This is a genomic window from Brevundimonas sp. AVps5 (assembly GCF_058681515.1).
In genome coordinates this window covers 458350-484879 of the sequence record NZ_CM178740.1, presented here as the reverse complement: position 1 = coordinate 484879, position 26530 = coordinate 458350, and the positions used below count along the sequence as shown (strand labels likewise).

Genomic DNA, 26530 nt, shown 5'->3' with positions numbered 1-26530 from the left:
CGGCGTAACCTTCACGCGGCGGCGGCCGAAGACGGTCCCGAACCCGTGGAGAGGATCCCATGTCGCGCCGTCCCCAAGCCCTCGCCCTTGCCGTCGACCTGCGCCGCCGGTTGACCCTGTTCGCCGCCGTCGGCGTGGTCGCGGCCGCCCTGATCGCCGGTCACATCACTACCCGTTCGGCCGAGGCCGCCGTGCCCGCACCACCGCCTGCGGGCGACCTCACGGTGGTGGAACTCTTCACCAGCCAGGGCTGTAGTTCCTGCCCGCCCGCCAATGACAATCTGGTCCGGCTGTCGACCCGGCCCGACCTCCTGACGCTGAGCTTCAACGTCACCTACTGGGACGACCTGGGCTGGCCCGACATCTTCGCCAAACCCGCCTACACCCAACGCCAGCGAGACTATGAACAGGGCCTCGGAACCGACAACGTCTGGACGCCCCAGGTGGTCGTCGACGGCCGCTCCCATGTCGTCGGCCAGCGGATGTCGGACATTGAGCGCCTGATCGCCGCCCATCGCCCCTTCACCGGTCCGACCGTAATCTTCCGCGGCGGCGGCGTGGGACTGGCCGGCGGTTCGCCGCTCGCCGCCCCCGCCGACGTCTGGCTGGTCCGCTACGAACCCCGACCGATCGCCGTCCCGGTGGCGCGCGGAGAGAACGGCGGCCGCACCCTCCCCCACGCCTCGGTCGTGCGCGATCTGGTTCGTCTGGGTTCATGGTCGGGCGGGCCCGCGCGAGGGTTCGCCCTGCCGGCCCCCGGCCGCGACGGCCTGCTGACCGCCGTCCTCGTCCAGGTGCCCAACGGCGGACCGATCCTGGCGGCGGCCAGGGGCTGACCTGACATCGCCTGACGACCTGCGCCCGGCCATTGGCGTCCCTCCATCGTTACCGCTAGAGAAAGCGCGTTCAGGGGGAACAGCATGTCCATCTCGATCGGGGCGCAAGCGCGTCGCTTCACACTCTTCACCTTCGCGGCCCTGGCCATCTCCGCCTGCCAGGACGTTACGGCCGAAGCCTCCGCCGCGCGCCCCGCTCAGGATCGTGGCGACTTCGTCGTCCGGCCGGCCGTGCTGGAAAGCGATGACTACACCGAGCTGGCCGCCCAGCTCAGCGAGGAGCGCTGGCTGGAGGACGTCGCCGACGTTCTGAACGAGAGCCTGATCCTGCCGGTCGACATCGGCATGCGCTTCGCCGAGTGCGGCGAGAACAACGCCTACTACGTCCCCGACGATCGCGAGATCCAGATCTGCATCGAGATGTTCGAAGGGGAGCGCGAGAACTTCGCCGCCTATTACGAGACCGAGGAAGAGATCGAGGACGCCGTCGCGGGCTCGTTCCTGTTCACGGTCTTCCACGAGGTCGGTCACGCCCTGGTGGACGTGCTGGAGATCCCCTTCACCGGCCGCGAGGAGGACACCGTCGACAGTCTGGCCGCCTGGTGGCTGATCGACGGCGACGAGGGCGAACAGTCCACCATCGCCGGCGCCCTGAGCTTCTACACCGACCCGGAAGAGGCCGCCGAGGTCGACGAGAGCGAATTCGCCGGCGAGCACAGCCTGAGCCAGCAGCGTTACTACACCCTGACCTGCCTGGTTTACGGCTCCGACACCGAGAAGTACGCCAACCTGCTGGAAGACGAATGGCTGACGCCGGAACGGGCAGAGCAGTGCCCGGCCGAGTTCGAACGGTTGAGCACCAGCTGGTACGCCCTGCTGGACCCGCATCTGAAGGAGTAGGCGTCAGAAACGGACGTAGCCTGACGGCTGCGTCCGTCGTTCCGAAAAGAACATATTGGCAACCAGAACAAACCATGCACATAGTCCTGCTCACAGGGAGCGGGTCACGGTCATAGGACCGAAGGCGGGCCTCTCCCCAGGGTTTCACAGGAATCATGGCAAAGGAGAGTGGCAAGGTGGCAGCTCAGGCGAATCTGAAATTGGTGGGCAAGGACGACAGCGACAAGCAGCGCGCCCTGGAGGCGGCGATCGCTCAGATCGACCGCGCCTTCGGCAAGGGCTCGGTCATGAAGCTGGGCAAGGGCGGAATCGCTGACGTCATCCCCTCGGTGTCGACCGGCTCGCTGGGTCTGGACATGGCGCTGGGCATCGGCGGCCTGCCGCGCGGGCGGGTGATCGAGGTCTTCGGTCCTGAATCCTCGGGCAAGACGACCTTGGCCCTGCACACCGTGGCCGAGATCCAGAAGTCAGGCGGCACGGCCGCCTTCGTCGACGCCGAACACGCGCTCGACCCCGGCTATGCCCAGAAGCTGGGTGTGAACCTGGACGATCTGCTGGTCTCCCAGCCCGACACGGGCGAGCAGGCGCTCGAGATTGTCGACACCCTGGTGCGCTCGGGCGCCGTCGACATCGTCGTGATCGATTCGGTCGCGGCGCTCACGCCCCGGGCCGAGATCGAGGGCGAGATGGGCGACAGCCTGCCGGGCCTTCAGGCGCGTCTGATGTCCCAGGCGCTGCGCAAACTGACCGCCTCGATCTCCAAGTCGAACTGCATCGTCCTGTTCATCAACCAGATCCGCCACAAGATCGGCGTTATGTACGGCTCGCCGGAAACGACGACCGGCGGCAATGCGCTGAAGTTCTACGCCTCGGTCCGTCTGGACATCCGCCGCACAGGCGCGATCAAGGATCGCGACGAGGTCGTCGGCAACACGACCCGCGTGAAGGTCGTCAAGAACAAGGTCGCCCCGCCGTTCCGCGAGGTCATCTTTGACATCATGTACGGCGAGGGGATCTCCAAGCTGGGCGAGATCATCGACCTGGGCGTCAAGGCCGGGATCATCGAAAAGTCCGGCTCCTGGTTCAGCTATGACTCCACCCGCATCGGTCAGGGCCGCGAGAATGTGCGCGCATTCCTGAAGGCCAACCCCGACATGGCCGCAGCCATCGAGGACAAGGTCCGCAAGTCCACCTCCAAGATCGCCGAGGAACTGCTGGGTTCGCCCGAGCCCGACGAGGGGCAGGACCTCGAGGGCTGAACGAGACAATCCTCCCCCGCCTCTTGGCGGGGGAGGGGGACCGCCGCGCCTCTTGCGCGGGGGTGGAGGGGGCGACCCCGGACCCGGTGCGTGCTTTTGGCCCCCTCCACCACGACGCAAGCGCGTCGCGGTCCCCCTCCCCCGTTTCGCTGCGCTACTCGGGGAGGACCAGAGACACTCCGCCCGGCCGGTCCCCGCGACCCGCCGCCGACCCCCGCAGGGCTCGGGTCGGGCGGAGCCGCCCGCCCGGTTCGTCCGGGCGGGCTCTTTTCTTTTCAAATCAGCCGATCCTCTGCCCCTGCAGACGGCGCCCTCAGCCTCGTCGACCCAGGGCCTTCTGCAAGCCCGGCCGCAGCCTCAGAAACACCAGATAGAGCCGTTCGAGACCAGCCAGCACCCGCCGGTTTCTCGCCAGACGTCCGAAAGGCGCCAGCAAGGGAATCGCCCGCCACATCGCCGCAAAGGCCTCGGCACCGGAAACCAGACGCCCGTCTTCCCGCGCATGAAACCGGCTGAGCAGTTCTGCGCGGTCGATCGGACAATGTCCTGTGGCTATCGCCACATCGGTGAAGACAATCGCGCCTTTTCGATCGAGGCGCCGCAGCAAGGCGATCTCCCGCCGGCAAAGCGGGCAGTCACCGTCGAACCAGACTTCAAGCGCGGACATTCCACATCATAGCACCGCGGCTCCTCATTGCCCCGCGTCATGCCGACGCCCTACAACATGAGCCTTCCACCCGCCGCCGATTGATCCGCCGAGGAGGCTCCCCATGGCCGAAGACATCCCGACCCTGACCCAGTTCAACCTGGCCGAAAGCGACGACGGCTATCTGCTGGAGATCGGCGGCAGCGACGGTGCGGTCCTGCGTGTCGCCGCCAGCGCCGAACAGATCGACGCCATCATCGAGGCCCTCGACGCCCTCATCTCGGACGAGGATGACGCCCCGGACGCAGTCGACGACGCCGACTGACAAGGCCTGGCCGGAAAACCTTGGCTCACGGCCGCGCCGGTCTCTATATGCCCGTTCCCGATTCCCCGACGCACGAACGACTGAACCGCCCATGTCCAGCCTGAAACAGATCCGCTCGACCTTCCTGGACTACTTCGCGGCCGACGGTCACACGAAGGTCCACTCGGCCCCGCTGGTGCCGCAGAACGACCCGACCCTGATGTTCGTCAACGCGGGCATGGTGCCGTTCAAGGACTATTTCACCGGTGCCGCCGTTCCACCCTACCCGCGCGCGACGTCCTCGCAGAAATGCGTCCGGGCCGGTGGCAAGCACAACGACCTGGACAATGTCGGCTACACCGCCCGCCATCTGACCTTCTTCGAGATGCTGGGGAATTTCTCCTTCGGCGACTATTTCAAGGAACACGCGATCGACCGCGCGTGGAACCTGGTCACCAAAGACTACGGCCTCGACCCGAAGCGCCTGCTCGTCACCGTCTATATCGACGACGAGGAGGCCGCCGCGATCTGGAAAAAGGTCACAGGCTTCGGGGACGACAAGATCATCCGCATCGCCGGCTCCGACAATTTCTGGGCCATGGGCGACAATGGCCCCTGCGGTCCGTGTACCGAGATTTTCTGGGACTACGGCGACCATATCGCGGGCGGCCCTCCCGGCTCGCCCGACGAGGACGGCGACCGCTATGTAGAGATCTGGAACAACGTCTTCATGCAGTTCGAGAAGGAGAACGACGAGATCGTTCGCAGCCTTCCCAAGCCCTCGGTCGACACCGGCATGGGCCTGGAGCGGATGACCAGCGTGCTTCAGGGCAAGAACTCGGTCTTCGACACTGACCTGTTCCAGACCCTGATCGCGGCCTCCGAAGACGCCACATCGACGAAGGCTGAAGGCGCGCAGGCCGCCAGCCACCGCGTCATCGCCGACCACCTGCGCTCGTCGTCCTTCCTGATCGCCGACGGCGTCACTCCGTCCAATGAAGGTCGCGGCTACGTCCTGCGTCGCATCATGCGCCGCGCCATGCGCCACGCCCACCTGCTCGGCGCCGCCGATCCCATGATGCATCGTCTGGTCCCGACCCTGGTCGACCAGATGGGCGAGGCCTTCCCCGAATTGACCCGCGCCCGGGCCTCCATCGAGGACACGATGAAGCAGGAGGAGATCCGCTTCCGCACCACCCTGGGCAGAGGCATGGGCCTGCTGGACGAGGCGACCTCGGGCCTGTCGGACGGCGGCGTGATCTCGGGCCAGACCGCCTTCACCCTCTATGACACCTACGGCTTCCCCCTCGACCTGACCCAGGACGAGGCGCGTCGGCGTGGCCTGACCGTCGACAACGACGCCTTCGAGGCCGCGATGGCCCAGCAGCGCGAGCGCGGCAAGGCCAACTGGAAGGGCTCGGGCCAGACGGCCTCGGCCGGTGAATGGCTGTCCCTGCGCGACCGGCTCGGCCCGACCGTCTTCACCGGCTACGACGCCATCGAAGGCTCAGGCGAGGTCCTGGCCCTCGTGCGTGACGGCGAGTCCATCGACACCCTGGAGCCCGGCCAGACGGCCGAGGTCCTGTTCGACCAGACCCCCTTCTACGGCGAGGGCGGTGGCCAGACCGGCGATCGCGGCGAGGTCGGATGGACCGACGCCTCGGGCCAGCAGGGCTTCGGCGTCGTGCTTGACGTCCAGAAGCATGCCGGCGGCGACCTCTACGCCCACAAGATCGAGATCGAGTCCGGGACCCTGACCATCGGCGCCCGCGCCCAGCTGCGCGCCCACGCCGAACAGCGCCTGACCACCCGCGCCAACCACTCCGCCGCCCACCTTGTGCACGCGGCGCTGAAGAATGTGCTCGGTCCGCACGTGGCCCAGAAGGGTCAGCTGGTCGATGCCGAACGTATGCGTTTCGACTTCAGCCACAACGCCCCGGTGACCGAGGACCAGGTGGCCGCCATCGAGACCGAGGTGAACGCGGTCATCCGCCAGAACGTCCCGGTCACAACGCAGCTGATGACGCCCGAGGACGCCATTGAGGCCGGCGCCGTCGCCCTGTTCGGCGAGAAATACGGCGACGAGGTCCGCGTGGTCACCCTCGGCCGCGCCCTGACGGGCGACAACAACGGCCCCTACTCCGTCGAGCTTTGCGGCGGCACCCACGTCGCCCGCACCGGCGACATCGCCCTGTTCAAGATCACCGGCGAGACCGGCATCGCCGCCGGCATCCGCCGCGTCGAGGGCGTGACCGGCGAGGCCGCCCGCCAGTACCTGCTGGCCCAGGCCGGGGTCGCGAAATCCCTGGCCCAGTCGTTCAAGGTTCAGCCCCTGGACGTTCCTGCCCGGGTCGAGGCCCTGTCGGCCGAACGCAAGTCGCTGGAGAAACAGGTCGCCGATCTGAAGAAACAGCTGGCCCTGGGCGGCGGCGGATCGGCACCGGCCGCCCCGGAAGAGATCAACGGCATCAAACTGATCGCCCGCATCCTCGACGGCGTCGACGGCAAGGGCCTGCGCGGCGTGGCCGAGGAGTTCCGCACCCAGGTCGGCTCCGGCGTTGTCGCCCTGATCGGCGTCACGGACGGCAAGGCGGCGGTCACCGTCGCCGCAACCTCTGACGTCACCGACCGCGTCAACGCCGCCGACCTCGCCCGCGCCGCCGTCATCGCGATGGGCGGCCAGGGCGCCGGCGGCAAGGCCGACTTCGCCCAGGGCGGCGCACCGGACGGGTCCAAGGCCGAAGAGGGTCTGGCGGCGGTCAGGGCTGCGCTGGCGGGTTAAGTCAGTCCCCTCTCCCCTCGCGGGAGAGGGGGCCCGCGCACAGCGGCGAATCCGTCGTCCTGGCGCGGTCGGGTGGGGGGTCACACAGGCCTGACCGCAGACCTCGGAAAGCTCGCCCCGACTGACCGCGTGACCCCTTATCCGTCAGCCTTCGGCCGCCACCTTCTCCCGCATGGGGAGAAGGGACGACACCCCATTGACGAACGCCTCTGCCTCCGTCCCCATGACGCCCTCATTCGGGGGTTGCCTATGAATCGCTTCGTCGTCGCCGCAGTCGCGGGCCTGCTTCTGTCCACCCCGGCGATGACCGCCGCCGCCCAGACTGCCGTCCCCCCGACCGCCATGGCCGAGAACGCCGCCCTCGCCTCGATGATCGCCGACTACGACGCCTGGCAGCTGAGCCTCAGCCCCGAGCAGGCGGCGCGTGAGGGCGACCAGTCGGCCAAGGCCCGACTGTCCGACGTCTCGCGAACCGCCGAGCTGGCCCGCCTTGAACCGCTGAACGCCTTCAAGCGCCGCCTCGCCGCCATCGACGCCTCGACCCTGTCGTCCAACGACGCCCTGAACCGCGACTTCCTGGCCATCATTGTCGACCGGTCGATCGAGTCGATCGGCCTCGACGGCGGCCGTCTGGCCTTCAACTCCGAGGGCGGGCCGGGACAGAGCGCCGGCTTCCTGGCCGCCGGCACCCGGATCACCAGCCGAGCCGATGCCGACGCCTGGCTGAGCCGCCTCGAAGGTCTGTCCGCCTGGTACGACGAAGGCCTGGCCGACGCGCGACGCGGGCTGGACACCGGCTTCGTCCAGCCGAAATCCGTGGTCGAAAGCGCCCTCGCCATCTTCCGCAACGAGGCCGCGTTCACGCCCGCGACCGATCCCCTGCTGCGCCCCTTCGCCACCCTGCCCGCGACCATCCCGGCAGCGGACCAGGCCGAACTACGCGCGCGGGCCGCGGCCATCGTCGCGGCCGAGATCGCGCCCCGCCGTCAGGCCTGGGTCGACTTCACCCGGAACGAATACCTGCCGGCCGTCCCGGCCGAGGTCGGCATCGGCTCCCGTCCGGGCGGGCGTGACTTCTATGCCTTCGAGGCGCGCCGCTATACGACCACCGACCTGACGCCCGACCAGATCCACCAGATCGGCCTGGATGAAGTCGCCCGCATCCGCGCCCGCATGGACACCGAGATGAACGCCTCGGGCTGGACCGGTGACTTCGCCGGCTTCCTCGTCCACCTGCGGACCGCTCCGCAGTTCTACGCCACCTCGCGCGAGGACATGCTGGAGAAGGCGTCGGAGATGGCCAAACGGGCCGACGGCGGCCTGCCGACCCTGTTCCGCACCCTGCCGCGCCTGACCTACAACGTCCGGCCCGTGCCCCTGGACATCGAGGACAACTATACGACCGGACGCTACAACGGCGGCTCTCTCGCCGAGGGCACGCCCGGCGGCTACATCGTCAACACCGGCAAGCTGGACCAGCGGCCGCTCTACGAACTGCCCGCGCTGACCCTGCATGAGGCGGTGCCCGGCCACCACCTTCAGATCGCCCTGCAAGAGGAGGCCGCCGCCGGCCCTGCCTTCCGACGCAACGCCGGCGTCACCGCCTTCACCGAGGGCTGGGGCCTGTATTCGGAGTTCCTCGGCGAGGAGATGGGTTTCTACCGCACGCCAGAGGAGCGGTTCGGCCGCCTGTCCTACGAGATGTGGCGCGCCTGTCGTCTGGTGGCCGACACCGGCATGCACTGGATGGGCTGGACCATCGAACAGGCCCGCGCCTGTTTCACCGACAACTCCGCCCTGTCGCCGCACAACATCGAGACCGAACTGCAACGCTATATCGGCTGGCCGGGCCAGGCCCTGGCCTACAAGATCGGCGAGATCCGGCTGAGGGCCATCCGCACCCGGGCGGAGACGGCGCTGGGCGAACGGTTCAACGTCCGCGACTTCCACGACGCCCTGCTGGTCGACGGCCCCCTGCCGCTGGACCTGCTCGACCGTCGCATGGACGCCTGGATCGCGGCCCAGCAGCAGTAATCCTCCCCCATCGGGGGTCGAGGAAGGCTCGCATGCGAGCCGACGAGGGGACCGCGAAGCGGTGGAGGGGCCGGCCTCAGACACCGGGCCTGCGGTGAGCCCCCTCCGTCACTTCGCTTCGCTCCGCGCCACCTCCCCCGACGGGGGAGGATCAGGCAAATCCACGCCCGCCAGCTTCCACCCGAACAGCCCCTGCCGCTTCAGCAGCAGCTTCAGCGTCTCATCCGGCCGGTCGGGATCGGTCAGGCCCAGCACGAAGGTATTCAGATCGCGATAGGCGTAGCTCTGGCGGATGTCCCGATCCTCCTCCCCCGGCCCGGACGTGCGAGCGGCGGCGTCGGTCGGATCGGGCGTGTCGGCCGTCCGCACCATGGCGGCGATGGTCGGAGCGTTGACCAGGGCATCCACCGCCCCGCCGACCAGCATCGGCGCCAACATCATGCCCAACCCGCCCAGACCGCTGTTGCGCACATCCGGATCGGCCTGCGCCTCCGCCATCAGCCGGGCGGTCAGTTCATCCTTGAGGCTGTCGCGGAAGGCGGGGAAGTCGACCAGTCGCTCCAGCGCGGCCTCGTCCCCGGCCCTGGCCGCCGTGACCAGGGCGTTCACCGTCAGGATGGGTGAGCCGAACCATGCGACGAGAAAGGCGACGACCCCCAGGACCACAACACCCTTGATCAGGCCCTTCATGGTTTCGTCTCCGGAGCGGGGGTTACGGGCGGGGCGGCCGCCGCGGCAGGTTGCGGCGTCGAACCGTCGGGCAGGCCGATGTGAACCAGTTTCCACTCGAAGGCACCCTTCCGCTCAAAGGTGAAGACCGTGTCCGACCCGCCCTGGTCGGTGACGGCCATCCTGGCGCGGTTCACGCCCCAGTAGACCGGCTGCGGCCAGGGCGCGGAGGTCTCGTCGGTCCCCGGCCGGGCCGCGCGCACGGCGGCGTAGCGCCCCTCGGCGCGGGTCAGGCCGTCGATGGCGTCCGGGGTCAGATAGGCGTCCGGGTTCGGCCCCTGTGGTGCGACCGTCTCCTCGAACTGACGGCGGACGGCGCCGATCGGGTCGTTCATGAAGGAGGGTGGCGGGGCGAGGGCCTCGGGCCGGCCCGACAGCTGCGGCCGCAGCGAGGCGCGCACGGCGTCAAAATCCATCAGCCGCTGCAGCCCGGCTACATCGTCCGACTGGGCGGCCGAGCGGATGCCGAAGAAGGCTACGGCCGGGGCCGCGAAGAAGCTGACCACCGCGAGCGCGATAGCAGCCAGCACCAGATTGCCGAATACGTTTTTCACGCGGTGGTCTCCCCTCCTCCGACGCAGACGCCATCAATGCACGTCGCAGCCCGTCGCTCAAACGAAACCCCGCCGGAGAAGCTCCGGCGGGGTGGAAAGATTCGAACCGGGTTGGCTCAGCCGACGTTCGGCAGGGCCTTTTTCAGGTTCTCGGCGACCTTGTCGAGGAAGCCCTCGGTGGTCAGCCAGCCCTGCTGATCGCCGACCAGCAGCGCCAGGTCCTTGGTCATGAAGCCGGCCTCGACGGTGTCGACCACGATCTTTTCCATCGTCTCGGCGAACTGCAGCAGTTCGGAGTTGTCGTCCAGCTTGGCCCGGTGCTTGAAGCCGGCCGTCCAGGCGAAGATCGAGGCGATGGAGTTGGTCGAGGTGGCCTCGCCCTTCTGGTGCTGGCGGAAGTGGCGGGTCACGGTGCCGTGGGCGGCCTCGGTCTCCATCACCCTGCCGTCCGGCGTCAGCAGCACCGAGGTCATCAGGCCCAGCGAGCCGAAGCCCTGGGCCACCACGTCGGACTGCACATCGCCGTCGTAGTTCTTGCACGCCCAGACGAAGCCACCCGACCACTTGATCGCGGCGGCGACCATGTCGTCGATCAGACGGTGCTCATAGGTCAGTCCGGCGGCCTTGAAGCTGTCGGCGTAGTCGGCGTCGAACACCTCCTGGAAGATGTCCTTGAAGCGACCGTCATAGGCTTTGAGGATCGTGTTCTTGGTCGACAGATAGACCGGGAAGTTGCGGTTCAGACCATAGCTGAACGAGGCATGGGCAAAGTCGCGGATCGAGTCGTCGAGGTTGTACATGCCCATGGCGACGCCGGCCGACGGGAACTGGAACACCTCGTGCTCGATGACCTTTCCGTCGTCGCCGGTGAAGGTCATCATCAGCTTGCCGGGCCCGGGGACCAGGAAGTCGGTGGCCTTGTACTGGTCGCCGAAAGCGTGACGACCGACGACGATCGGCTGGGTCCAGCCCGGGACAAGCCGGGGCACGTTCTGGCAGATGATCGGCTCGCGGAAGACCACGCCGCCCAGGATGTTGCGGATGGTGCCGTTCGGCGACTTCCACATCTTCTTCAGGCCGAATTCCTTCACCCGCGCCTCGTCAGGGGTGATGGTGGCGCATTTAACGCCGACGCCGTGCTTCTGGATGGCGTGGGCGGCATCGATCGTCACCTGGTCGTCGGTGGCGTCGCGGTGCTCCATGCCCAGGTCGTAGTAGTCCAGTTCGACGTCGACGAACGGGAAGACCAGCTTGTCCTTGATCCACTGCCAGATGATGCGGGTCATTTCGTCGCCGTCGATGTCCACGATGGGATTGGCGACCTTGATCTTGGCCATGCGGCTTACGTCCTGTTCTGCAGTTTTCTGGGGGTGGCGGCGGTATAGCGACGACGGGCGCGCGAGGCAAAGGGCGAGGCGTCGCCGATCAACCCCGCTCCCGAACAGCCGCCTGCGGTCACGCTGAGCCCCGGACGATCGGACTGGTTCCTTCCGGCGGAAGGACGCGCCTTGGTCCGATGGGATACGCCCCATGAACGATGAGAGCGAACGCTGAATCACCGCCGTTGGCGAAGTGCCGATCCTGGTTGACGTGAAACCGATGCGAGCCCCTTTCACTGATGTCGAGGCCAGGCCCACACCAATCAAGACGCACCAGGTTGCGGCGTCCCCCGAGAAGACCGACTATCTGGTCGAGAGCGGCAAGACCGGTGCCCGCGCCGCGCACAGGCCGCCGGCACTGCGCAAGGTCTGACCGGTCTGCGACGGGGGACGGGAAATGCGTGTGATCACACTGATGGCCGTGGCGGCCCTTCTGGCCTCGTGCGGCGATGACCGGTCGGCCAGGGCCGATGTCGGGGCCGCCGCACGCGGACTGGCCGGAAGCGCCGGCGCGGAAGATGGAAATCCGACCGAACGGACCTTCCGCGACTGGCTCGCCGTCTGCGACAATATCGGAACCTGCCACGCCTTCGGCCATGCGACCGAGGGCTCGGGATGGGTCCGCATCACCATGGCGGCCGGACCGGATGCCCGGCCCCAGGTCTTCGTCGGCTTCTGGCCCGAGAGCGGATCGTTTGACGGCCCGGTGACCGCGAACATCGACAACACCACCTTCAACGGCCTGACGGCGGCAACCGGCGAGGATGCTCTCCCTGTCGCGACGGCGGATCCGCAAAGCGTGCGAAGCCTGATCGACGCGATGGCCCAAAGCCCGACCATGTCCCTGAACGCCGGATCGGAGACCGTGCCGATCTCGCTCAGCGGCGTCGCCGCCTCCCTGCTGTGGATCGACGAGCGTCAGGGGCGGCTCGGCACGACCACCGCCCTGATCCGCAAGGGCGCGCGCCCGGCCTCGGTGGTGCCCGCCGCCGCCGCCCTGCCCCGCCTGGTTCCGGCACGGGCCGTGTCCCAGGCCGGATACGGCGATCAGGAAGGCCAGACCCTCCCGGCCGCACTTGAGGCCCTGCCCGCCTTGGTCCAGTGCCGGGCGGACACGGAGTTCAACCCTGCCCTGCAGACGGTGATCTCTTCCGCCCGGCTGGATGCGAGCACCGTCCTGTGGGGCGTCCCCTGCGGCGCGGGTGCCTACAACCTGATCAACGGCTATTTCACCACGACGCCCGAGGGGACCAATCCGCGTCGGCTGACCTTCCCCACCATGGCCGGCGAGCCCGAGGAGTTTCTCGTCAACTCGGCCTACGACCCGGCGACCCGGGTGCTGGACGCCTTCAACAAGGGGCGGGGTCTCGGCGACTGCGGCATGGCCGACAGCTGGGTCTGGACGGCGCAAGGCTTCGTCCTGAAGTCGTCGTCGGGGATGTCGGAATGCTGGGGCGTCCCCAGCGACTACTGGCCTGCGTTCTGGGTCAGCCAGTGATGGGCGCAAAGGCCGACATCGAGGCCCTGGTCGCGGGGTGATCAGGCGAAGGCCGTCCTCACCCGATGCTCCAGCACCGTCAACGGCATCCTCCCCCCGTCCAGCACCGCCGAGTGGAACCGCTTCAGGTCGAAGTTCGGCCCCGCCTTCAGCTCTTCCCGCAGACCGGTGATGGCGATCTCGCCCATCTTGTAGGAACAGGCCTGACCGGGCGCCGAGCAATAGCGGTCGATCTCGGTCTCGTTCGGATCGCCGACGTTCTCGGCCATGTAGCGAATGGCCTCTTCGCGGCTCCACCCCTTGGCGTGGAGGCCGGTGTCGACCACCAGTCTGCAGGCTCGGAACAGGAAGCTCTCCAGATAGCCGATGCGGCCGAACGGATCGCCCTCGTAGAGACCCAGTTCATCGGCCAGCCGCTCCGCATAGAGACCCCAACCCTCGCCATAGGCCGAGAAGCCCACCGTCTTGCGATACAGCGGCAGGTTCGCCGACTGCAGGGCCAGCGCCCCCTCGAACAGATGGCCGGGCGCCGCCTCGTGATAGGTCAGGGTCTTCAGCGTCCAGCGCGGCCAGTCCGCCGTGTCCTTCAGGTTGATGAAATAGATGCCCGGCCGGGTCCCATCGAGGCTGCCCCCTTGAGCGTAACCGCCCGGAGCCCCCGCTTCGATCGCCGGCGGCACCCGCTGAACCAGGAACTCGCTCGTCGGAACACGGGCGAAGACCTCTGGCATCCGTGCCCGAACCCGCTCCATCTCGGCGTTGACAAAGGTCAGAAGGTCCGCACGACCGGCGTCCGTATTGGGCCACACGAACCGCGCCTCGGTCCGCAGCGCCGCCATCCGCTCGGCGACGGTCCCCTGCGTATAGCCCTCGCCCTTCAGCAGTTCGTCAGCCTGGGCCTGTAGGTCGGCAACCTGTTCCAGACCCAGGTCGTGGATCTCCGACGACGGCGTTCCGGTGGTCGTATAGGCCCTCAGGTTCAGGGCGTAGTAGGACTGGCCGTCCACACGGCCGCCGATCCCGGCGTCATGGACCGCATCAACTCGCTGACGCTGCAACTCGACGATCTGCCGCTCCAGCGCCTGCTTCACCGGCCCGTCCAGCAGGGTCCCGGCCCGGCTCACGTGGTCGCCCTGGATCCCTGCCTCGGCCATCTTGCGGGCGAGGCTGCGGACCATCGCCTGGTCGGTGCCGGGCTGGTCGCGCAGCGCCGTCAGCTGCTGGATCGCCTTGTCGAGGATGAAGTCGGGCGCGACCATCCCCAGACCGGCATGGACCCGGGTGCGTTCGGTGTCGCCGTCGAGAGCCGCCGGGAAGGCGCTCAGCCGCTCGATGAAGGCGTCGGCGTCCTCGCGGGTCTTCACCGGATGGGTGGTGTCAAGGAAGCTCGGGACGTCGACATAGGCGCCGTTGATCTGGCTGACGACATAGGGTGTCCGCCGCCAGCTGTCGGCCGTGTGCCAGGCGAAGCCGGCCGACTCGGCGGCGATCTCCCTCTGGAACGACAGAACATCGTAGCTGGCCCGCCCCTCGGCCGAGAGAGCGACCGGGTCGATCGTCTGAAGGTCCTGCAGCCGTTCGTGCGCCCGGAACGCCTCCCGCTCTGCGGCGGCCAGCGACCGGTCGTCCAGCCGGCTCCGCAGCCCTGCCCGGTCGCCGACATCAAGCCCCAGCCCGGTCGCGCCCTGCGGCGAGCCGTCCATGTCCTCGTTGAACTGGCGGGACAGGATGGCGTCGAGGCGCGCGTCCTCGTCCGCGCGGGCGAAGGCCAGAGACGGCAGGGCGGCCAGCCCCGCCCCCGCGGCGGCGGAGGCGAGCAGGCGGCGGCGGTCGATCATGTCTGTGTCCTGGCTTCGAGAATCAGGCGGCGGCCCGGGCCGCGGTCCATTCGGTGATGACCCGCTCGAGCACCGTCAGCGGAACCCCGCCGGTGTTCATCCCCGCGTCGTGGAAGGCCTTGATGTCGAACCGGTCGCCCAGAGTCGCCTTCGCCATTTCGCGCAGCTCGACCCATTTGGTGTGACCCAGCTTGTAGGAGCAGGCCTGCCCCGGCCAGACGCAGTAGCGTTCGATCTCGGTGGTCACCGCGCTCTCGGCGTCACCCAGGGCGTCGACCATGAACCGGATCGCCTGTTCCCGGCTCCAGCGCTTGGCGTGCAGGCCCGAGTCGACCACCAGCCGGGTGGCCCGGAACATCAGGGACTGGAGGTAGCCGATCTTCCCGTAGGGGTCGTTCTCATACATGCCGATCTCATCGGCCAGCTGTTCGGCATAGAGGGCCCAGCCCTCCGAATAGGCCGAGAAGCCCAGCACCTTCATCAGCAGCGGCGTGTCGGCCCGCTCCTGCGCCAGGGCGATCTGGTGGTGATGGCCCGGCACCGCCTCGTGATAGGTCAGGGTGGGCAACTGCAGCTTCGGCCACTCGGCCGTGTCCCGCAGGTTGATGTAGTAGATGCCCGGCCGCGACCCATCCAGCGCCGGCGAGTTGTAGTAGCCGCCCGGCGCCCCGGCCTCGATCGCCTTGGGCACGCGCCTGATCTCGACCGCGGCCTGCGGCAGGCGGCCGAAATACTGGGGCATGCGACGCCGCACTTCTTCCGTCTGGGTGTTGAGGTCCCGCAGGAGTTGTTCCTTGGCCTCGTCCGTGTTCGGGTAGCGCTGGGTCGGGTCTTCGCCGAGCGCCTTGATCCGCGCGCCGACCGACCCCTGTGTGAACCCCTGCGCCTTCAACAGGCCGTCGGCGCGGGCGGACAGTTCGGCCAGTTGCGCCAGACCGATCTCGTGGATCTCGTCGCCGGACAGGTTGGTCGTCGTGTAGCTGCGGATGCCGAAGCGGTAGAAGTCCTCGCCGTTGGGCAGGCGCCAGACGCCGGCGTCATGGGTCGCCCCGGCCTGACGCGCACGCAGGGCATCGGCCTGACGGTTCAGGGCCGGGAAGACAGCGTCGTTGACGAGGGTCTCGGCGCGCGAGCCCCAATCGCCGGCGATCGACTTCTCACCCGTCCGGCGGACGACCGACTGAACCAGGGTGGTCCCTGCCGCGCCCGGCGACATCAGGGCGTCCATCTGGCTCAGGGTGCGGGCGATGACGAAGTCGGGCGGAACGGCCCCGGCCTCGAACTCCGCCTCGATCCGCGCCGTCTCCTGATCCAGAGCCGTAGCGAAGGCGGAGACGCGGCTCAGATAGGCCTCGGCGTCGTCCGCGGTCTCAATTGAATGCTGGCTGTCGAGGAAATCGGGAATGCCCTGATACGACCCGGTCAGCTGGCTAACGCTGTAGGGCGAGGCGCTGAAGCCGCCGCCGTAGGGGAAGTCGTAGCCGATCATGGCGGTGTCGCCGAAATACTCGAGCGAGTCGTACCAGACCTTCTCGTCAGTGCTCAGGGCCGCGCGGTCGACGGCTTTCAGCTCGGTCATCTGGCGCCGGAAGGTCGCCTTGTCCGCATCGATCTTGGCCTGGGACCGGTCGTCGAGCTGCGCCTTCTTCGCTGCGTTCGGCCCCTTGTCGAAGCCCAGCGAGGTCAGCAGTTCCGGAGACGTCATCAGCGTCTCCTGAACGATCGAGTTCATCACGGCCGTGAAGGCCGCCGATGCCGCTCCGGCCTGGGGTTGGGCGATAACCTGACCGGCCGCCATCAGGCTGGCACCGGCGGCGGCGGTAAACATGAGGCGGCGGCGGTCGATCATGGAGGGCTCCCGAAAACGTCGGGCTGCATTGGTCACCAACCGCGCCCTCTGGACAAGCGCTCTGTCGTTACAAATCCGTCAGGCCGACCAGCCGCTCGGCGAATTGTGGCTCCACGGCGTCACCACCTCCGAAGCCCGGGGACGCGCCGTCCGGGCCCGGGCGCGGCGCCTGGGGAAACCGTCCAGAACCGCGAGGACCACGGCGAGCCATCCCCATGCGGCGTCCTTATGCGTACGATGAACCTCTTCCATAGCGGCCTCCTGTGCCGATTGCCTTTGATGACGGACATATCGGCTTGACATCGCCCGCTCGCAAACCAGTAGTATGACGGGTCAGCCCTAGGTGAACTTATGCGTGATCCCCTCTCCGGCCTGCCGCTTTCGTCGATCCGCGTGTTCGAAGCGGCGGCGCGTCTCAACAGTTTCACCCGCGCGGCGGAGGAACTCGGCATGACCCAGGCAGCGGTCAGCTGGCAGATCAAGGCGCTGGAGACGCGGCTGGGGTTCAGCCTGTTCCGGCGACTGCCGCGTGAGGTGCAGCCGACCGAACAGGGCGAGCGGCTGTCGCGGGCGGCGACCGAGGCCCTGACCCTGCTGCGGCGGGCCTTCGCCGAGGTGACCGAGGCGGACCAGGGGGTACTGTCGATCACCACCCTGACGACCCTGGCGACCCAGTGGCTGGCACCCCGCCTCGGTGCCTTTCAGGTCGCCAATCCGGGGCTGGCGGTGCGGCTCGACACCAGTCCGACCATCATCGACCTGGCGCGCGAGAACATGGACATCGCCCTGCGGTCCGGGGACGGCGACTGGCCCGGCGTGGAGTGCGCCCTCCTGATGCCCAGTGTGTTCACGCCCCTGTGCAGCCCGGCCCTGTGCGAGCGACTGGAACTGAGGGATCCAGCCGATCTGGTCGACGCGCCCCGGGTGGGCGACGAGAAGGAATGGGCGGCCTGGTTCGCCTGCGCCGGGGTCGCGACGGGGGCGACGCCCGCGTCCCGGCTGCGCGCCGACATCCAGGGCCTGGAGGTCGCCGCGGCCATGGGCGGTCAGGGCGTCGCCCTGGGGTCGCCCATCCTGTTCGCCCGCGAGATCAGGGCGGGCCTGCTGGTCCGGCCGTTCCGCCAGACGGTGAGACTGTCCGATGGCTATTTCATCGCCTGGCCGGAAGACCGCCGGCGGTCGCCCAAGATCGCCCGCTTCCGCGACTGGCTGCTGGCGGAGGCGGCGGCCGATCCGGACATCGCCGCCGAGGTCGCCTCCAATCCTCCCCCCTTGGGGGAGGGGGCTCGAAGCGAAGCGTAGTGGAGGAAGGATCGTATGCGATCCGACAACGGGAGGGGGCTCGCCCCAGACGCCGGAGTTTGAGGCCCGCCCCCTCCACCACTTCGTGGTCCCCCTCCCCCCGATGGGGGAGAATTAGCTCCGCATGATGCCCTGAAGCACCGCCAGCGGCACCGAGCCGTTGAGCAACATCCGGTCATGGAAGGCCTTGATGTCGAAGCCGGGCTTCGCTTCCGCCTCCTGACGCAGGCCCTCGATCACGGTCTGACCCAGCTTGTAGGAGCAGGCCTGACCTGGCCAGACGATGTAGCGATCGACCTCCGACTGGGCCGCATTGGCGGGGGTCGCGGCCTCGGCGATCATATAGGCGATGGCCCGTTCGCGGCTCCAGCGCTTGTCGTGCAGGCCGGTATCGACGACGAGACGCACCGCGCGGAACAGATAGGCCTGGAGATAGCCGATCCGGCCCAGCGGATGACCCTCGTACATGTTGAGGTCGTCGGCGGCGACGCGTTCCGAATACAGGGCCCAGCCTTCGTTGTAGGCCGAGAAACCGCTGGCCCGACGATAGATCGGCAGGGTTCCCGCTTCCCGGGCGATCGAGATCTGGAAATGATGGCCCGGCGACGCCTCGTGGTAGGTCAGGGTCGGCAGGGACCATTTCGGCCGGTTCGCCGTATCGCGCAGGTTGATGTAGTAGGCGCCGGGTCGAGACCCATCCAGCGACGCCGCCACGTAGTAGCCGCCCGGAGCCCCGATCTGGATCGACACCGGCACGCGCCGGATCTCGACCGGCGCCTGGGGCAGGGTCGAGAAGACCTCCGGCAGGCGCGGCGTGATGGCCGCAACCATCTCGTTCAGCGACGCGATCAGGGCCAGCTTGCCCTCGTCGGTGTTGGGCCACAGGTGCTGCGGGTCCTGGCCGAGCGCATTGACCCGTTCGCCGACCGTGCCCTCGGTCATGCCGAGGCTCTTGAGGATGGTGTCGATCTCGGCCTGGATCGAGGCGACCTGCTGCAGGCCGATCTCGTGGATTTCGGCCCCGGTGTAGGTGGTGGTCGTGTAACCCCGGATGCCGAGGTTGTAGAGCCGTTCGCCCTGAGGCAGACGCCACACGCCGACGTCGGTCGAGGCGTCCGGGCGCTGGGCCTCGAACACCGCGATCTGGCGGGTCAGGGCGGGTTTGATCTCCTGATCGACGATGACGACGGCGCGGGCGCCCCAGTCGCCGGTGATCGCCTTCTCGTCCGCCTTGCGGACCAGGGCCTGGACCATGGCCATCTCGGCGGCGGGCGTGTCGCGCAGCGTCTTCAACTGCGTCAGGGTCTTGTCCATGATCACGGCCGGCAGGGTGATGCCCGCCTCGGCGTCCACCTCCAGCCGCGCGCTCTCCTGATCCAGCTGGACCGCGAAGGCCTTCAGCCGTGACAGGAAGGCCTCGGCGTCCGACGTCGTCTCGACCCGATGCTGGTTGGTCATGAAGTCGGGGACGCTGAAATAGGCGCCGCCGTTCTGGGCCACGATATAGGGGGAGCCGGCGAAGGGCAGTTCGGCGCGCATCGCGGCCGTCTCGGCCTGGAACTGTGACACCGCCAGGGTGACCTTCATGCTGTCGGACAGGGTCCCGGTCGGCCAGTCCTTGAGCCGCTCCCACCGGGCGATTTCGCGCGCCTTGTCCCTGGCCTCTGCCTCAAGACTCAGGTCACCCAGACGGCCTGCGAGATGCGCCCGATCGTCCTTGTCGATGCCGAGACTGGTGGCGAAGGTCGGGTTGCGCTCGACGTTGTCGTAGAACCATTCGGTCAGAAGGGCGTCGAGCTCGGCGTCCTGTTCCGGCCGGGCGAACACCGTAACCGGCAAGGTGGCGAGCAGACCGGCGCCGGCGGCGGAGAACATGAGACTGCGGCGATCGAGCATCGGGAGACTTTCCAGGACGCGGGGCGGGCGGCTTCGTCCGGACCAAAGACAGGGTGACCAAACGGACGAACCGGCTAGTCACCTCAGTAAAATCAGACACTTGTCTGAGGTCGGAGAGTCCGGCGGCGGGTTTATCGGAAATTTTCGGGCCAAACGGACAGTCCGAAAATCTTGGCGGGGTTCGAAGATCGCTCGCCTTCAGATGGCTGTCGACCCCATTCGGCGCAAGTGCAGAGACGGAATAAAATCCTGAACAATCATTCCGTCGCAGCGCCGAGCCAGGCCTCACGGAAGGCCAGATGTTCCGGCGGAACCGATCCGCCGCCAGCCTCGGCGCGGATCAGATTGAAGGAAGGATCGGTGGCGAAGCGCAAGGTGGCGGATCGCTCCACCCCGCGCTGAAGGAAGCGGATCGGGACTTCGTCGCCCGGCCTTGCGGCGGCGAGGGCGGCGGTCCAGTCGGCCTGACCGGCGATGACCCTGTCACCCACCGCAACGATCTGGTCGCCGCGATTCAGCCCGGCTGCATAGAGCGGCGTGTCGGGCGCCAGTGCGGCGGCGATGACCGGTGCGCCGGTCGCCGGGAGGCGGACGGCACCGGCCCAGGCGGCCGTCGGATTGGCGGGGCGGATGACGATCCCCGCCTGGGCCAGCAGCGGCGCGAAGTCCGGCAGGTCGCTGCCCTCGATGATGCTGGCGAACCAGTCGCGGGCGAAGGCGGGGTCGCCGGTGACGCGGGCCAGGGCGGCCTCGATGTCGGCGGGCGCATAGGGCCGCTCGGTCACACCGTGGACGCGCCACATCTCACGCATCAGGTCGTCCAGCGTCTTGCCCGGGAACCGCTGGCGCAGGGTCAGGTCCAGGCCGAAGGCGATGACCGCGCCATAGGGATAGTAGGAGACGAAGATGTTCGCATTGGTCGGGTCGATGGCGGTCGCGGCATCCACGAACGGCGCACGCAGGCTCATCTCCTCGGGCGAGCCGTAGCGACGACCCGGGGCGTTCTGGACGAAGTTCAGCTGCCCGCCCATTTCGCCGAGGAAGTCATCGACCTTCGACACCCCCGCCCTGCGCATCGCCAGCGGCCCGTAATAGCTGGTGAAGCCCTCCGCGAACCACAGCGACGGGGTCGGATTGGCGCGGGTGAAATCGAACGGCTCCAGCTCGTCAGGCCGAATCCGCTCCACGTTCCAGGAATGGAAGAACTCGTGGCTGAGCGTGCCCAGCTGGTCGAAGTCCGCTTCCCTGAACGAACGCGTGTCGTTGATGATGGTGGAGTTGCGATGCTCCATCCCGTCCCCGCTCACCCACGGCAGGTAGTCGGCGATGAAGGTATAGGTTCCGAAATCGTAGTCGGGCACGTCGCCGAAGACGGCGATCTGAGCGTCCACAATGCGGCGGGCGCGCTCGGCGAAGATGTCCATCTCCTCCTCAGTGCCGGCATGGTGGGCGGCGATGGCGATGGTTCGGGTGACGCCGTGGTCATCGACTGTCCACTGACGGCGCATGTGGGCGCTGAGCTCGGTCGGACTGTCCATCAGATACTGGAGGTTGGGCGCGGCAAACGTGTTGGGGGCGGCCTGCGGCTGGAGCTGGGTCGCGATGGTCCAGTCGGGCGAGAAGGGCTTGAAACGCACGGTCACCGGCCGGTCGTCGAAGCCCGTCGCCCAGGCCAGGGTCGCCGGCATGTTCAGGTGGGCGTGGGTCGCGTCGATCTGGGAATAGGTGCCGTCCGAACGGTCACCGAACAGCGTGTAGCTGAGGCTGACCGTCCCATCGTGACCGGGCACCGTCCAGCCGTAGGGGTCGGTGCGCTCGATGGTCAGGGCGCGGCCGCGGCCGTCGACGGCGGAGACGGAATAGACGTTCTTGGCGAACTCATGGATCGCATAGCGACCGGGCGACGAGCGCGACATCTGGAACCGGACCGGGGCCGTGCCGACGTCGCGATAGGTGACGGTGATCCGGGCCTCGTGGTGGACGGCGTTGTCGAAGCTGATGTCGTAGTCCTGGGCCTGGGCAGCGGAAGCGCCGGCCAGCAGGGCGGCGAAGGCGGCGGACGCGTTCAGCAGGCGACGAGCGGACATGGGAACTCCGGTACAGGGACGGGCCGCATAGGGGCGCAAGCCGGGCCGCGAGGCAAGGGGGGCGACCGCAACGGCCCTTCTCCCCTTGCGGGAGAAGGTGGCAGCCCTCCGACTTGATCGGGGGGCTGACGGATGAGGGGTCACACCGATGGTCCAGATGAGCGGATCGCGCGATGACGCTTCAAGTCTGTGCGACCCCTCACCCGACCGCGCCAGAACAGCGGCTAACGCCGCCGTGCGCGATCTCCCTCTCCCGCAAGGGGAGAGGGCAGCAATTCAACCCGGCCGGAGTTCCTGCTTCACCCGCTCCGCGAGGGTCTTGATGTCCAGGGGCTTGGGCAGGAAGGAGACGCCGGTTTCGTCCTGGAGCAGGTCTGAAAAGTCGCTCTCGGCATAGCCGGAGATGAACATGACCGGGGCGTCGCCGAGATACTGGCGCGCCTTCTTCAGCAGGCTGGGTCCGTCCAGGCCGGGCATGATGACGTCAGAGATCATCATATCGATCTGGCCCGCCCATTCCTCGGCCAGGGCCAGGGCCTCCTCGCCGTCGGCGGCCTCGATAACCTCGTAGCCGCGCTGGCGCAGCAGGCGGGCGGCGATGCCGCGCACGGCGGCCTCGTCCTCGACGAACAGGATGCGGCCGTTGCCGGACAGGTCGCGCGGGGCGGCCTTGACCTTCGCCTCGACGGGACCGGCCTCGACCAGCTCCTGTTCCGAGGCGGCGGGCAGGAAGATGCGGAAGGCTGCACCCGCCCCGTCCAGATTGGTCACGCCGATGTGGCCGCCGGCCTGCTGGACGATGCCGTAGACGGTGGCCAGGCCCATGCCCGTGCCTTCGTTGACCGCCTTGGTGGTGAAGAAGGGTTCGAAGATCTTGTCCAGCAGTTCGGGCGGCACGCCGGGACCGGTGTCGGAGACCTCGATCAGGGCGCTGTCGCCCTCAGGTGCCTCCATCCAGCCCAGGGCGCGGGCGGCCGCCTGGGTCAGGCGCAGGGTCTTGATGGTGACGACTCCGGCACCGGGCTCGACCACCCCCCGCATGGCGTCGCGGGCGTTCACGGCCAGGTTCATGACCGCCGTCTCCAGCTGGGACTTGTCGGCCAGGACCACCGGCAGGTCGCGGCCATAGTCGGTCTCCAGCCGCACATCCTCGCGCAGCAGGCGGCGCAACAGGACGGCGAACTCCCCGACCAGTTCGCCGAGGTCGAGGCGTTCGCGGCGGACGGTGGACTTCCTCGAGAAGGCCAGCAGTTTCCGCACCAGGTCGGCGGCGCGGATGCCGGTCTGGCGGATCTGGTTCAGGCCGTCGTAGGAGGGATCGCCGACCGAATGACGCTCCAGCAGTTCGGAGAGCTGCAGCTGGATGGCGGTCAAAAGATTGTTGAAATCGTGGGCGACGCCGCCGGCCAGCTGACCCACGGCCTGCATCTTCTGGGCCTGCGACAGCTGCAGCTCCATCGACTTCTGGGCCGAGACGTCGAACAGCCAGACACGGCGCCTGTCATCTTCGGGCGCGACGTAGAGGTGCAGCATCCGGTCGGGGTGGGCGCGGGCGACCAGCTCGATCGGGCCGGTCGACCCGGCGGCGATCCGGGTGCGCGCCTCGGTCACTCCGGCAGGATCGAACAGATGGCCGAAGGCGGCGTCCCGGGCCGAGGCGGGACCGGTCAGGGTGGCGAGCGCGGGGTTCGCCTCCTCGGCGCGGCAGGAGAAGATGTCGTCGCCGGCAATGACCGCAGAGCCGAACGGGGCGCCGGCGGCCATGGCGCGACCGTCTGCGGCCGAGGCGGCATAGGCCGGCGCAACGACGGCGGCCGGGGTGCTGCTGAGGGTCGCCTCGGGCGCCTCGCGGACCAGGAAACGTCCCTCCCCGGCCTGACCGATCAGAACCTCGATCTCGCGTTCGCCGATCAGGACGATGGCGCGACCCTGATGCCCCTGACGCGCCTGGGCGAAGGCCATGTAGAGGGCCTGGGCGGACCTGCCCTTCGGCAGGTTGACGGTCGCCCCGTTCTGCGAGGCCCAGGCACCGTTATAGGCCAGCACAGCGCCGGAGGCCCAGACCAGGGCAGCGGGCTCGGCCATGGCGTCCAGCATCTCCACCGCCACGTCGCCGGCGGGTCGGTCGCTGCTGCGGACGTCGATGCGGTTGAAGGCGAACAGGCCCATCAGGGCGACGGCGGCCACGGTCACCAGCAGGATCATGTGCGGCGTCGTCAGCGGGCCGGTCTGGAAGGCGGGCCAGGCCAGGGCGGCGATGGCCACGGCGAAACCGACCGCCATCAGGACCACGGTGAAATCGAACTTCGGCGCCGAAGGCGCGCTGGAGACGGTCATGGCAAGTCAGCCCCGCGAATCAGTGGGCTGATCATACAGCGCTATCGCCGCTTCCGCTTCTGCATGACGAAGCCGATGATCCTGGCGGCCGCTTCGAAATGTTCGCGCGGGATGGTCTCATCGATGTCGACGGCGGCGTAGAGGGCGCGGGCCAGGGGTATGTTCTCCACGATCGGCACATCGTGCTCGCGCGCGACCTCCCGGATACGCAGGGCGAGCGCGTCGACGCCCTTGGCGACGCAGACGGGGGCGGCGTCGCCGGCCTCGTAGCGCAGGGCCACGGAATAGTGGGTCGGGTTGGTGACGATGACCGTGGCCTTCGGGACGTTCTGCATCATCCGCTGGCGGCTGCGCTGCATGCGGATCTGCTTGAGCTTGGCCTTGACGTGCGGATCGCCCTCCGAGTTCTTGTACTCCTCCTTGACCTCTTCCAGGGTCATCCGCTGACGTTTGGCGAAGCGCATCCTTTGCCAGATGAAGTCGGCTCCAGCGCCCAGAACCAGGAAGACCAGGGTCGAGGCCATCAGGGCAATCATCATGTCCCGCGCCAGCGGCAGGATCGTCAGCGGCGACATGGCCGCCATGTTCTCGAACTCGCGCATGTGCGGCTTCAAAACCATCCAGCAGATGATCGAGACGGCGATCAGCTTGGCGAAGGTCTGGGCGAACTGCATCAGGCCGTCGGGGCCGAAGATGCGTTTGAGGCCCCCCATCGGGCTGACCTTCTCCCATTTGGGCTTCATCTTCTCGGCGGAAAACAACAGTCCGTGCTGGAAGACGTTGCCCCCGACTCCGCCGATGATGGTCGCCAGCATGAAGGTCACCATAAAGGGCGTGATGGCCCAGAGGGCTTTCATGCCGATCTCGACCCCGGCCCCCGCGTCCAGCCCGCCGGTCATCAGATGCGGCGATTCAATGAAGGGCAGCAGGGCCTCGCCGATCGAGGTGGCGAAATAGCCGCCGCCCATGACGATGACGGCGGTGGCGCCGAGCAGGCTGAGGGCCGGGGCGACGTCGGCGGATTTCGCGACGTCGCCCTTTTTTCGCGCTTCCTCAAGTTTCTGGGGTGTCGCCTCTTCTGTCTTGGAATCGGGATCCTTGTCGTCAGACACCGGGCCCTCCCGAGACGAACAGGTTGGCGAGGTTGCGGTAGCGGTCGATGAAGACCGTTCCCAGGACGCCGAGCGACAGGGCGAAGATCGACAGGCCCAGGATGATGCTGAGCGGAGCGGAGGCGAAGAAGATCTGGAAGGCCGGCATCACCCGCCCGACCAGCCCCGCCGCGAGGTTGAAGACCAGGGCGAAGACGATGACCGGGGCCGACAGCTGGATGCCCAGCATGAAGCTGTCGCCCACCGTACGGATGGCCAGTTCCGCGAAGTCCGCGGCGATCAGGGGGCGCGCCGGGGCGATCAGTTCGTAGGACCCCACCAGCCCGGCAATGAACAGGTGATGGGTGTTGGTCGCGAAGACCAGCACCGTGCCGAACAGCATCAGGAAGGCGGCGATGGTGGTGTTCTGGCCGCCCATAAGCGGGTTGGCGGTCTGGGCGAAGCTGAGGGTGGTCTGCAGGGACACGATCTCCCCGGCCGTGGACAGAGCGCCGGTGAAGATCCGCAGGATGGCGCCGATCATCAGGCCGGTGACCACCTCCCGGATGACCCAGCCGACCGTGGCACCGAGACTGTCGGGCAGCGCCGGCAGAGTCCCGCCGATCACAGGCCACAGGCACAGCGAGATGACCAGGGCCAGCGACAGCCGGATGCGCGGCGGGACATAGGTCTCGCCGATGCCAGGCAGGGTCAGGATCATGGCGCCGATGCGGGCGAAAATCAGCCCGCCGGCCCAGACCTGATCGGCGGTGGCGTAGGGCTCCATTCGGCCCCGCTACATGCCCGAGATGCGCGCCGCGATGGTCCGCATGAAGGCGCCGAGCATCCCTCCCATCAGCGGCAGGAACAGCAGCAGCGAGATGAAGATGGCGATGATCTTGGGCGCATAGACCAGGGTCTGTTCCTGGATCTGGGTCAGGGCCTGGAACAGGCCGATGCCGACGCCGACGATGAGGCCGACGATGAGCACGGGCGCGCACAGCTGGATCGTCAGCCACAGGGCGTCACGGCCCACATCCAGAACTTCCGCGCCGCTCATCGTTCACACACTCCGGGGAATACTCGGCAGAAAATGCCGGGAGCGTGGTTAACGGGGGGTTAGCGGGGTGAACCTTCTCCCTCCCCTTTGTGGGGAGGGTGGCTGGGCGGAGCGGAGACGGGTGGGGATCATCCGTCCGTGAGCGCCCT

At 67.9% G+C, this 26530-nt stretch carries 21 protein-coding genes; 9 read left to right on the top strand and 12 right to left on the bottom strand.

Annotated elements, in window-relative coordinates:
* Positions 1 to 59 precede the first annotated feature (59 nt).
* The 3 genes from ACW18A_RS02375 to recA all read left to right on the top strand — a co-directional run bounded on the left by ACW18A_RS02375 (position 60) and on the right by recA (position 2995).
* Positions 60 to 836, top strand: coding sequence for a DUF1223 domain-containing protein (locus tag ACW18A_RS02375; protein WP_492023221.1), 777 nt, complete (start codon positions 60 to 62; stop codon positions 834 to 836).
* A gap of 84 nt (positions 837 to 920) precedes the next feature.
* The gene (locus ACW18A_RS02370) at positions 921 to 1736 is read left to right on the top strand and encodes a DUF4344 domain-containing metallopeptidase (RefSeq protein WP_492023220.1); all 816 of its coding nucleotides are present in this window, start codon (positions 921 to 923) and stop codon (positions 1734 to 1736) included.
* A 176-nt stretch (positions 1737 to 1912) separates the two neighbouring features.
* The gene (gene recA / locus ACW18A_RS02365) at positions 1913 to 2995 is read left to right on the top strand and encodes a recombinase RecA (RefSeq protein WP_492023219.1); all 1083 of its coding nucleotides are present in this window, start codon (positions 1913 to 1915) and stop codon (positions 2993 to 2995) included.
* A gap of 313 nt (positions 2996 to 3308) precedes the next feature.
* Here the strand turns inward: recA and ACW18A_RS02360 are convergent, their stop codons facing one another.
* Positions 3309 to 3662, bottom strand: coding sequence for a thiol-disulfide oxidoreductase DCC family protein (locus ACW18A_RS02360; RefSeq protein ID WP_492023218.1), 354 nt, complete (start codon positions 3660 to 3662; stop codon positions 3309 to 3311).
* A gap of 103 nt (positions 3663 to 3765) precedes the next feature.
* On the opposite strand from ACW18A_RS02360, the gene ACW18A_RS02355 reads away from it, so the two are divergent.
* From ACW18A_RS02355 to ACW18A_RS02345, 3 genes are all read left to right on the top strand, one after another.
* The gene (locus ACW18A_RS02355) at positions 3766 to 3966 is read left to right on the top strand and encodes a hypothetical protein (RefSeq protein ID WP_492023217.1); all 201 of its coding nucleotides are present in this window, start codon (positions 3766 to 3768) and stop codon (positions 3964 to 3966) included.
* Positions 3967 to 4057: 91 nt separating this feature from the next.
* Positions 4058 to 6727: an alanine--tRNA ligase gene (gene alaS, locus ACW18A_RS02350; protein WP_492023216.1), complete on the top strand. Its 2670-nt coding sequence runs from the start codon at positions 4058 to 4060 to the stop codon at positions 6725 to 6727.
* Positions 6728 to 6976: 249 nt separating this feature from the next.
* The gene (locus ACW18A_RS02345) at positions 6977 to 8761 is read left to right on the top strand and encodes a DUF885 domain-containing protein (protein ID WP_492023215.1); all 1785 of its coding nucleotides are present in this window, start codon (positions 6977 to 6979) and stop codon (positions 8759 to 8761) included.
* 108 nt (positions 8762 to 8869) lie between these two features.
* Here the strand turns inward: ACW18A_RS02345 and ACW18A_RS02340 are convergent, their stop codons facing one another.
* From ACW18A_RS02340 to ACW18A_RS02330, 3 genes are all read right to left on the bottom strand, one after another.
* A complete protein-coding gene (locus tag ACW18A_RS02340; RefSeq protein ID WP_492023214.1) occupies positions 8870 to 9451 on the bottom strand; it encodes a DUF2939 domain-containing protein in 582 nt (193 codons plus the stop codon).
* Positions 9448 to 10044, bottom strand: a complete 597-nt coding sequence (locus ACW18A_RS02335; RefSeq protein ID WP_492023213.1) for a DUF2939 domain-containing protein — start codon at positions 10042 to 10044, stop codon at positions 9448 to 9450. The genes ACW18A_RS02340 and ACW18A_RS02335 overlap by 4 nt, the downstream gene beginning before the upstream one ends.
* Before the next feature lie 116 nt (positions 10045 to 10160).
* Positions 10161 to 11381, bottom strand: a complete 1221-nt coding sequence (locus ACW18A_RS02330; RefSeq protein ID WP_492023212.1) for an NADP-dependent isocitrate dehydrogenase — start codon at positions 11379 to 11381, stop codon at positions 10161 to 10163.
* A 262-nt stretch (positions 11382 to 11643) separates the two neighbouring features.
* Between ACW18A_RS02330 and ACW18A_RS02325 the strand changes: the two genes are divergently transcribed.
* Positions 11644 to 11796 carry a hypervirulence associated TUDOR domain-containing protein gene (locus tag ACW18A_RS02325; RefSeq protein ID WP_492023211.1) on the top strand — a complete coding sequence of 51 codons (153 nt, stop codon included), beginning with the start codon at positions 11644 to 11646 and terminating at the stop codon, positions 11794 to 11796.
* A 24-nt stretch (positions 11797 to 11820) separates the two neighbouring features.
* Complete coding sequence (locus ACW18A_RS02320; protein ID WP_492023210.1) at positions 11821 to 12921, top strand: DUF1176 domain-containing protein; 1101 nt, start codon at positions 11821 to 11823, stop codon at positions 12919 to 12921.
* Between the two features lie 41 nt (positions 12922 to 12962).
* Here ACW18A_RS02320 and ACW18A_RS02315 read toward each other — a convergent pair whose 3' ends face one another.
* Positions 12963 to 14759: a DUF885 domain-containing protein gene (locus tag ACW18A_RS02315; RefSeq protein ID WP_492023209.1), complete on the bottom strand. Its 1797-nt coding sequence runs from the start codon at positions 14757 to 14759 to the stop codon at positions 12963 to 12965.
* A 22-nt stretch (positions 14760 to 14781) separates the two neighbouring features.
* Positions 14782 to 16608: a DUF885 domain-containing protein gene (locus tag ACW18A_RS02310; RefSeq protein WP_492023208.1), complete on the bottom strand. Its 1827-nt coding sequence runs from the start codon at positions 16606 to 16608 to the stop codon at positions 14782 to 14784.
* A 351-nt stretch (positions 16609 to 16959) separates the two neighbouring features.
* Here ACW18A_RS02310 and ACW18A_RS02305 point away from each other — a divergent pair, with 351 nt between their 5' ends.
* Positions 16960 to 17910 (top strand): LysR substrate-binding domain-containing protein, encoded by a 951-nt coding sequence (locus ACW18A_RS02305; RefSeq protein WP_492023207.1) that lies wholly within the window; start codon positions 16960 to 16962, stop codon positions 17908 to 17910.
* Between the two features lie 114 nt (positions 17911 to 18024).
* On the opposite strand, the gene ACW18A_RS02300 is transcribed toward ACW18A_RS02305, so the two are convergent.
* From ACW18A_RS02300 to fliQ, 6 genes are all read right to left on the bottom strand, one after another.
* A complete protein-coding gene (locus ACW18A_RS02300) occupies positions 18025 to 19806 on the bottom strand; it encodes a DUF885 domain-containing protein (protein WP_492023206.1) in 1782 nt (593 codons plus the stop codon).
* A 257-nt stretch (positions 19807 to 20063) separates the two neighbouring features.
* Complete coding sequence (locus tag ACW18A_RS02295) at positions 20064 to 21893, bottom strand: M61 family metallopeptidase (protein WP_492023205.1); 1830 nt, start codon at positions 21891 to 21893, stop codon at positions 20064 to 20066.
* Positions 21894 to 22169: 276 nt separating this feature from the next.
* Positions 22170 to 24230, bottom strand: coding sequence for a cell cycle histidine kinase CckA (cckA, locus tag ACW18A_RS02290; RefSeq protein WP_492023204.1), 2061 nt, complete (start codon positions 24228 to 24230; stop codon positions 22170 to 22172).
* Between the two features lie 41 nt (positions 24231 to 24271).
* Complete coding sequence (flhB, locus tag ACW18A_RS02285) at positions 24272 to 25342, bottom strand: flagellar biosynthesis protein FlhB (RefSeq protein WP_492023203.1); 1071 nt, start codon at positions 25340 to 25342, stop codon at positions 24272 to 24274.
* The gene (fliR, locus tag ACW18A_RS02280) at positions 25335 to 26108 is read right to left on the bottom strand and encodes a flagellar biosynthetic protein FliR (RefSeq protein ID WP_492023202.1); all 774 of its coding nucleotides are present in this window, start codon (positions 26106 to 26108) and stop codon (positions 25335 to 25337) included. Before fliR ends, flhB begins: the two co-directional genes overlap by 8 nt.
* Positions 26109 to 26117: 9 nt before the next feature.
* Entirely contained in the window at positions 26118 to 26381 is a 264-nt protein-coding gene (fliQ, locus tag ACW18A_RS02275) for a flagellar biosynthesis protein FliQ (RefSeq protein WP_492023201.1), read from the bottom strand.
* Positions 26382 to 26530 lie beyond the last annotated feature (149 nt).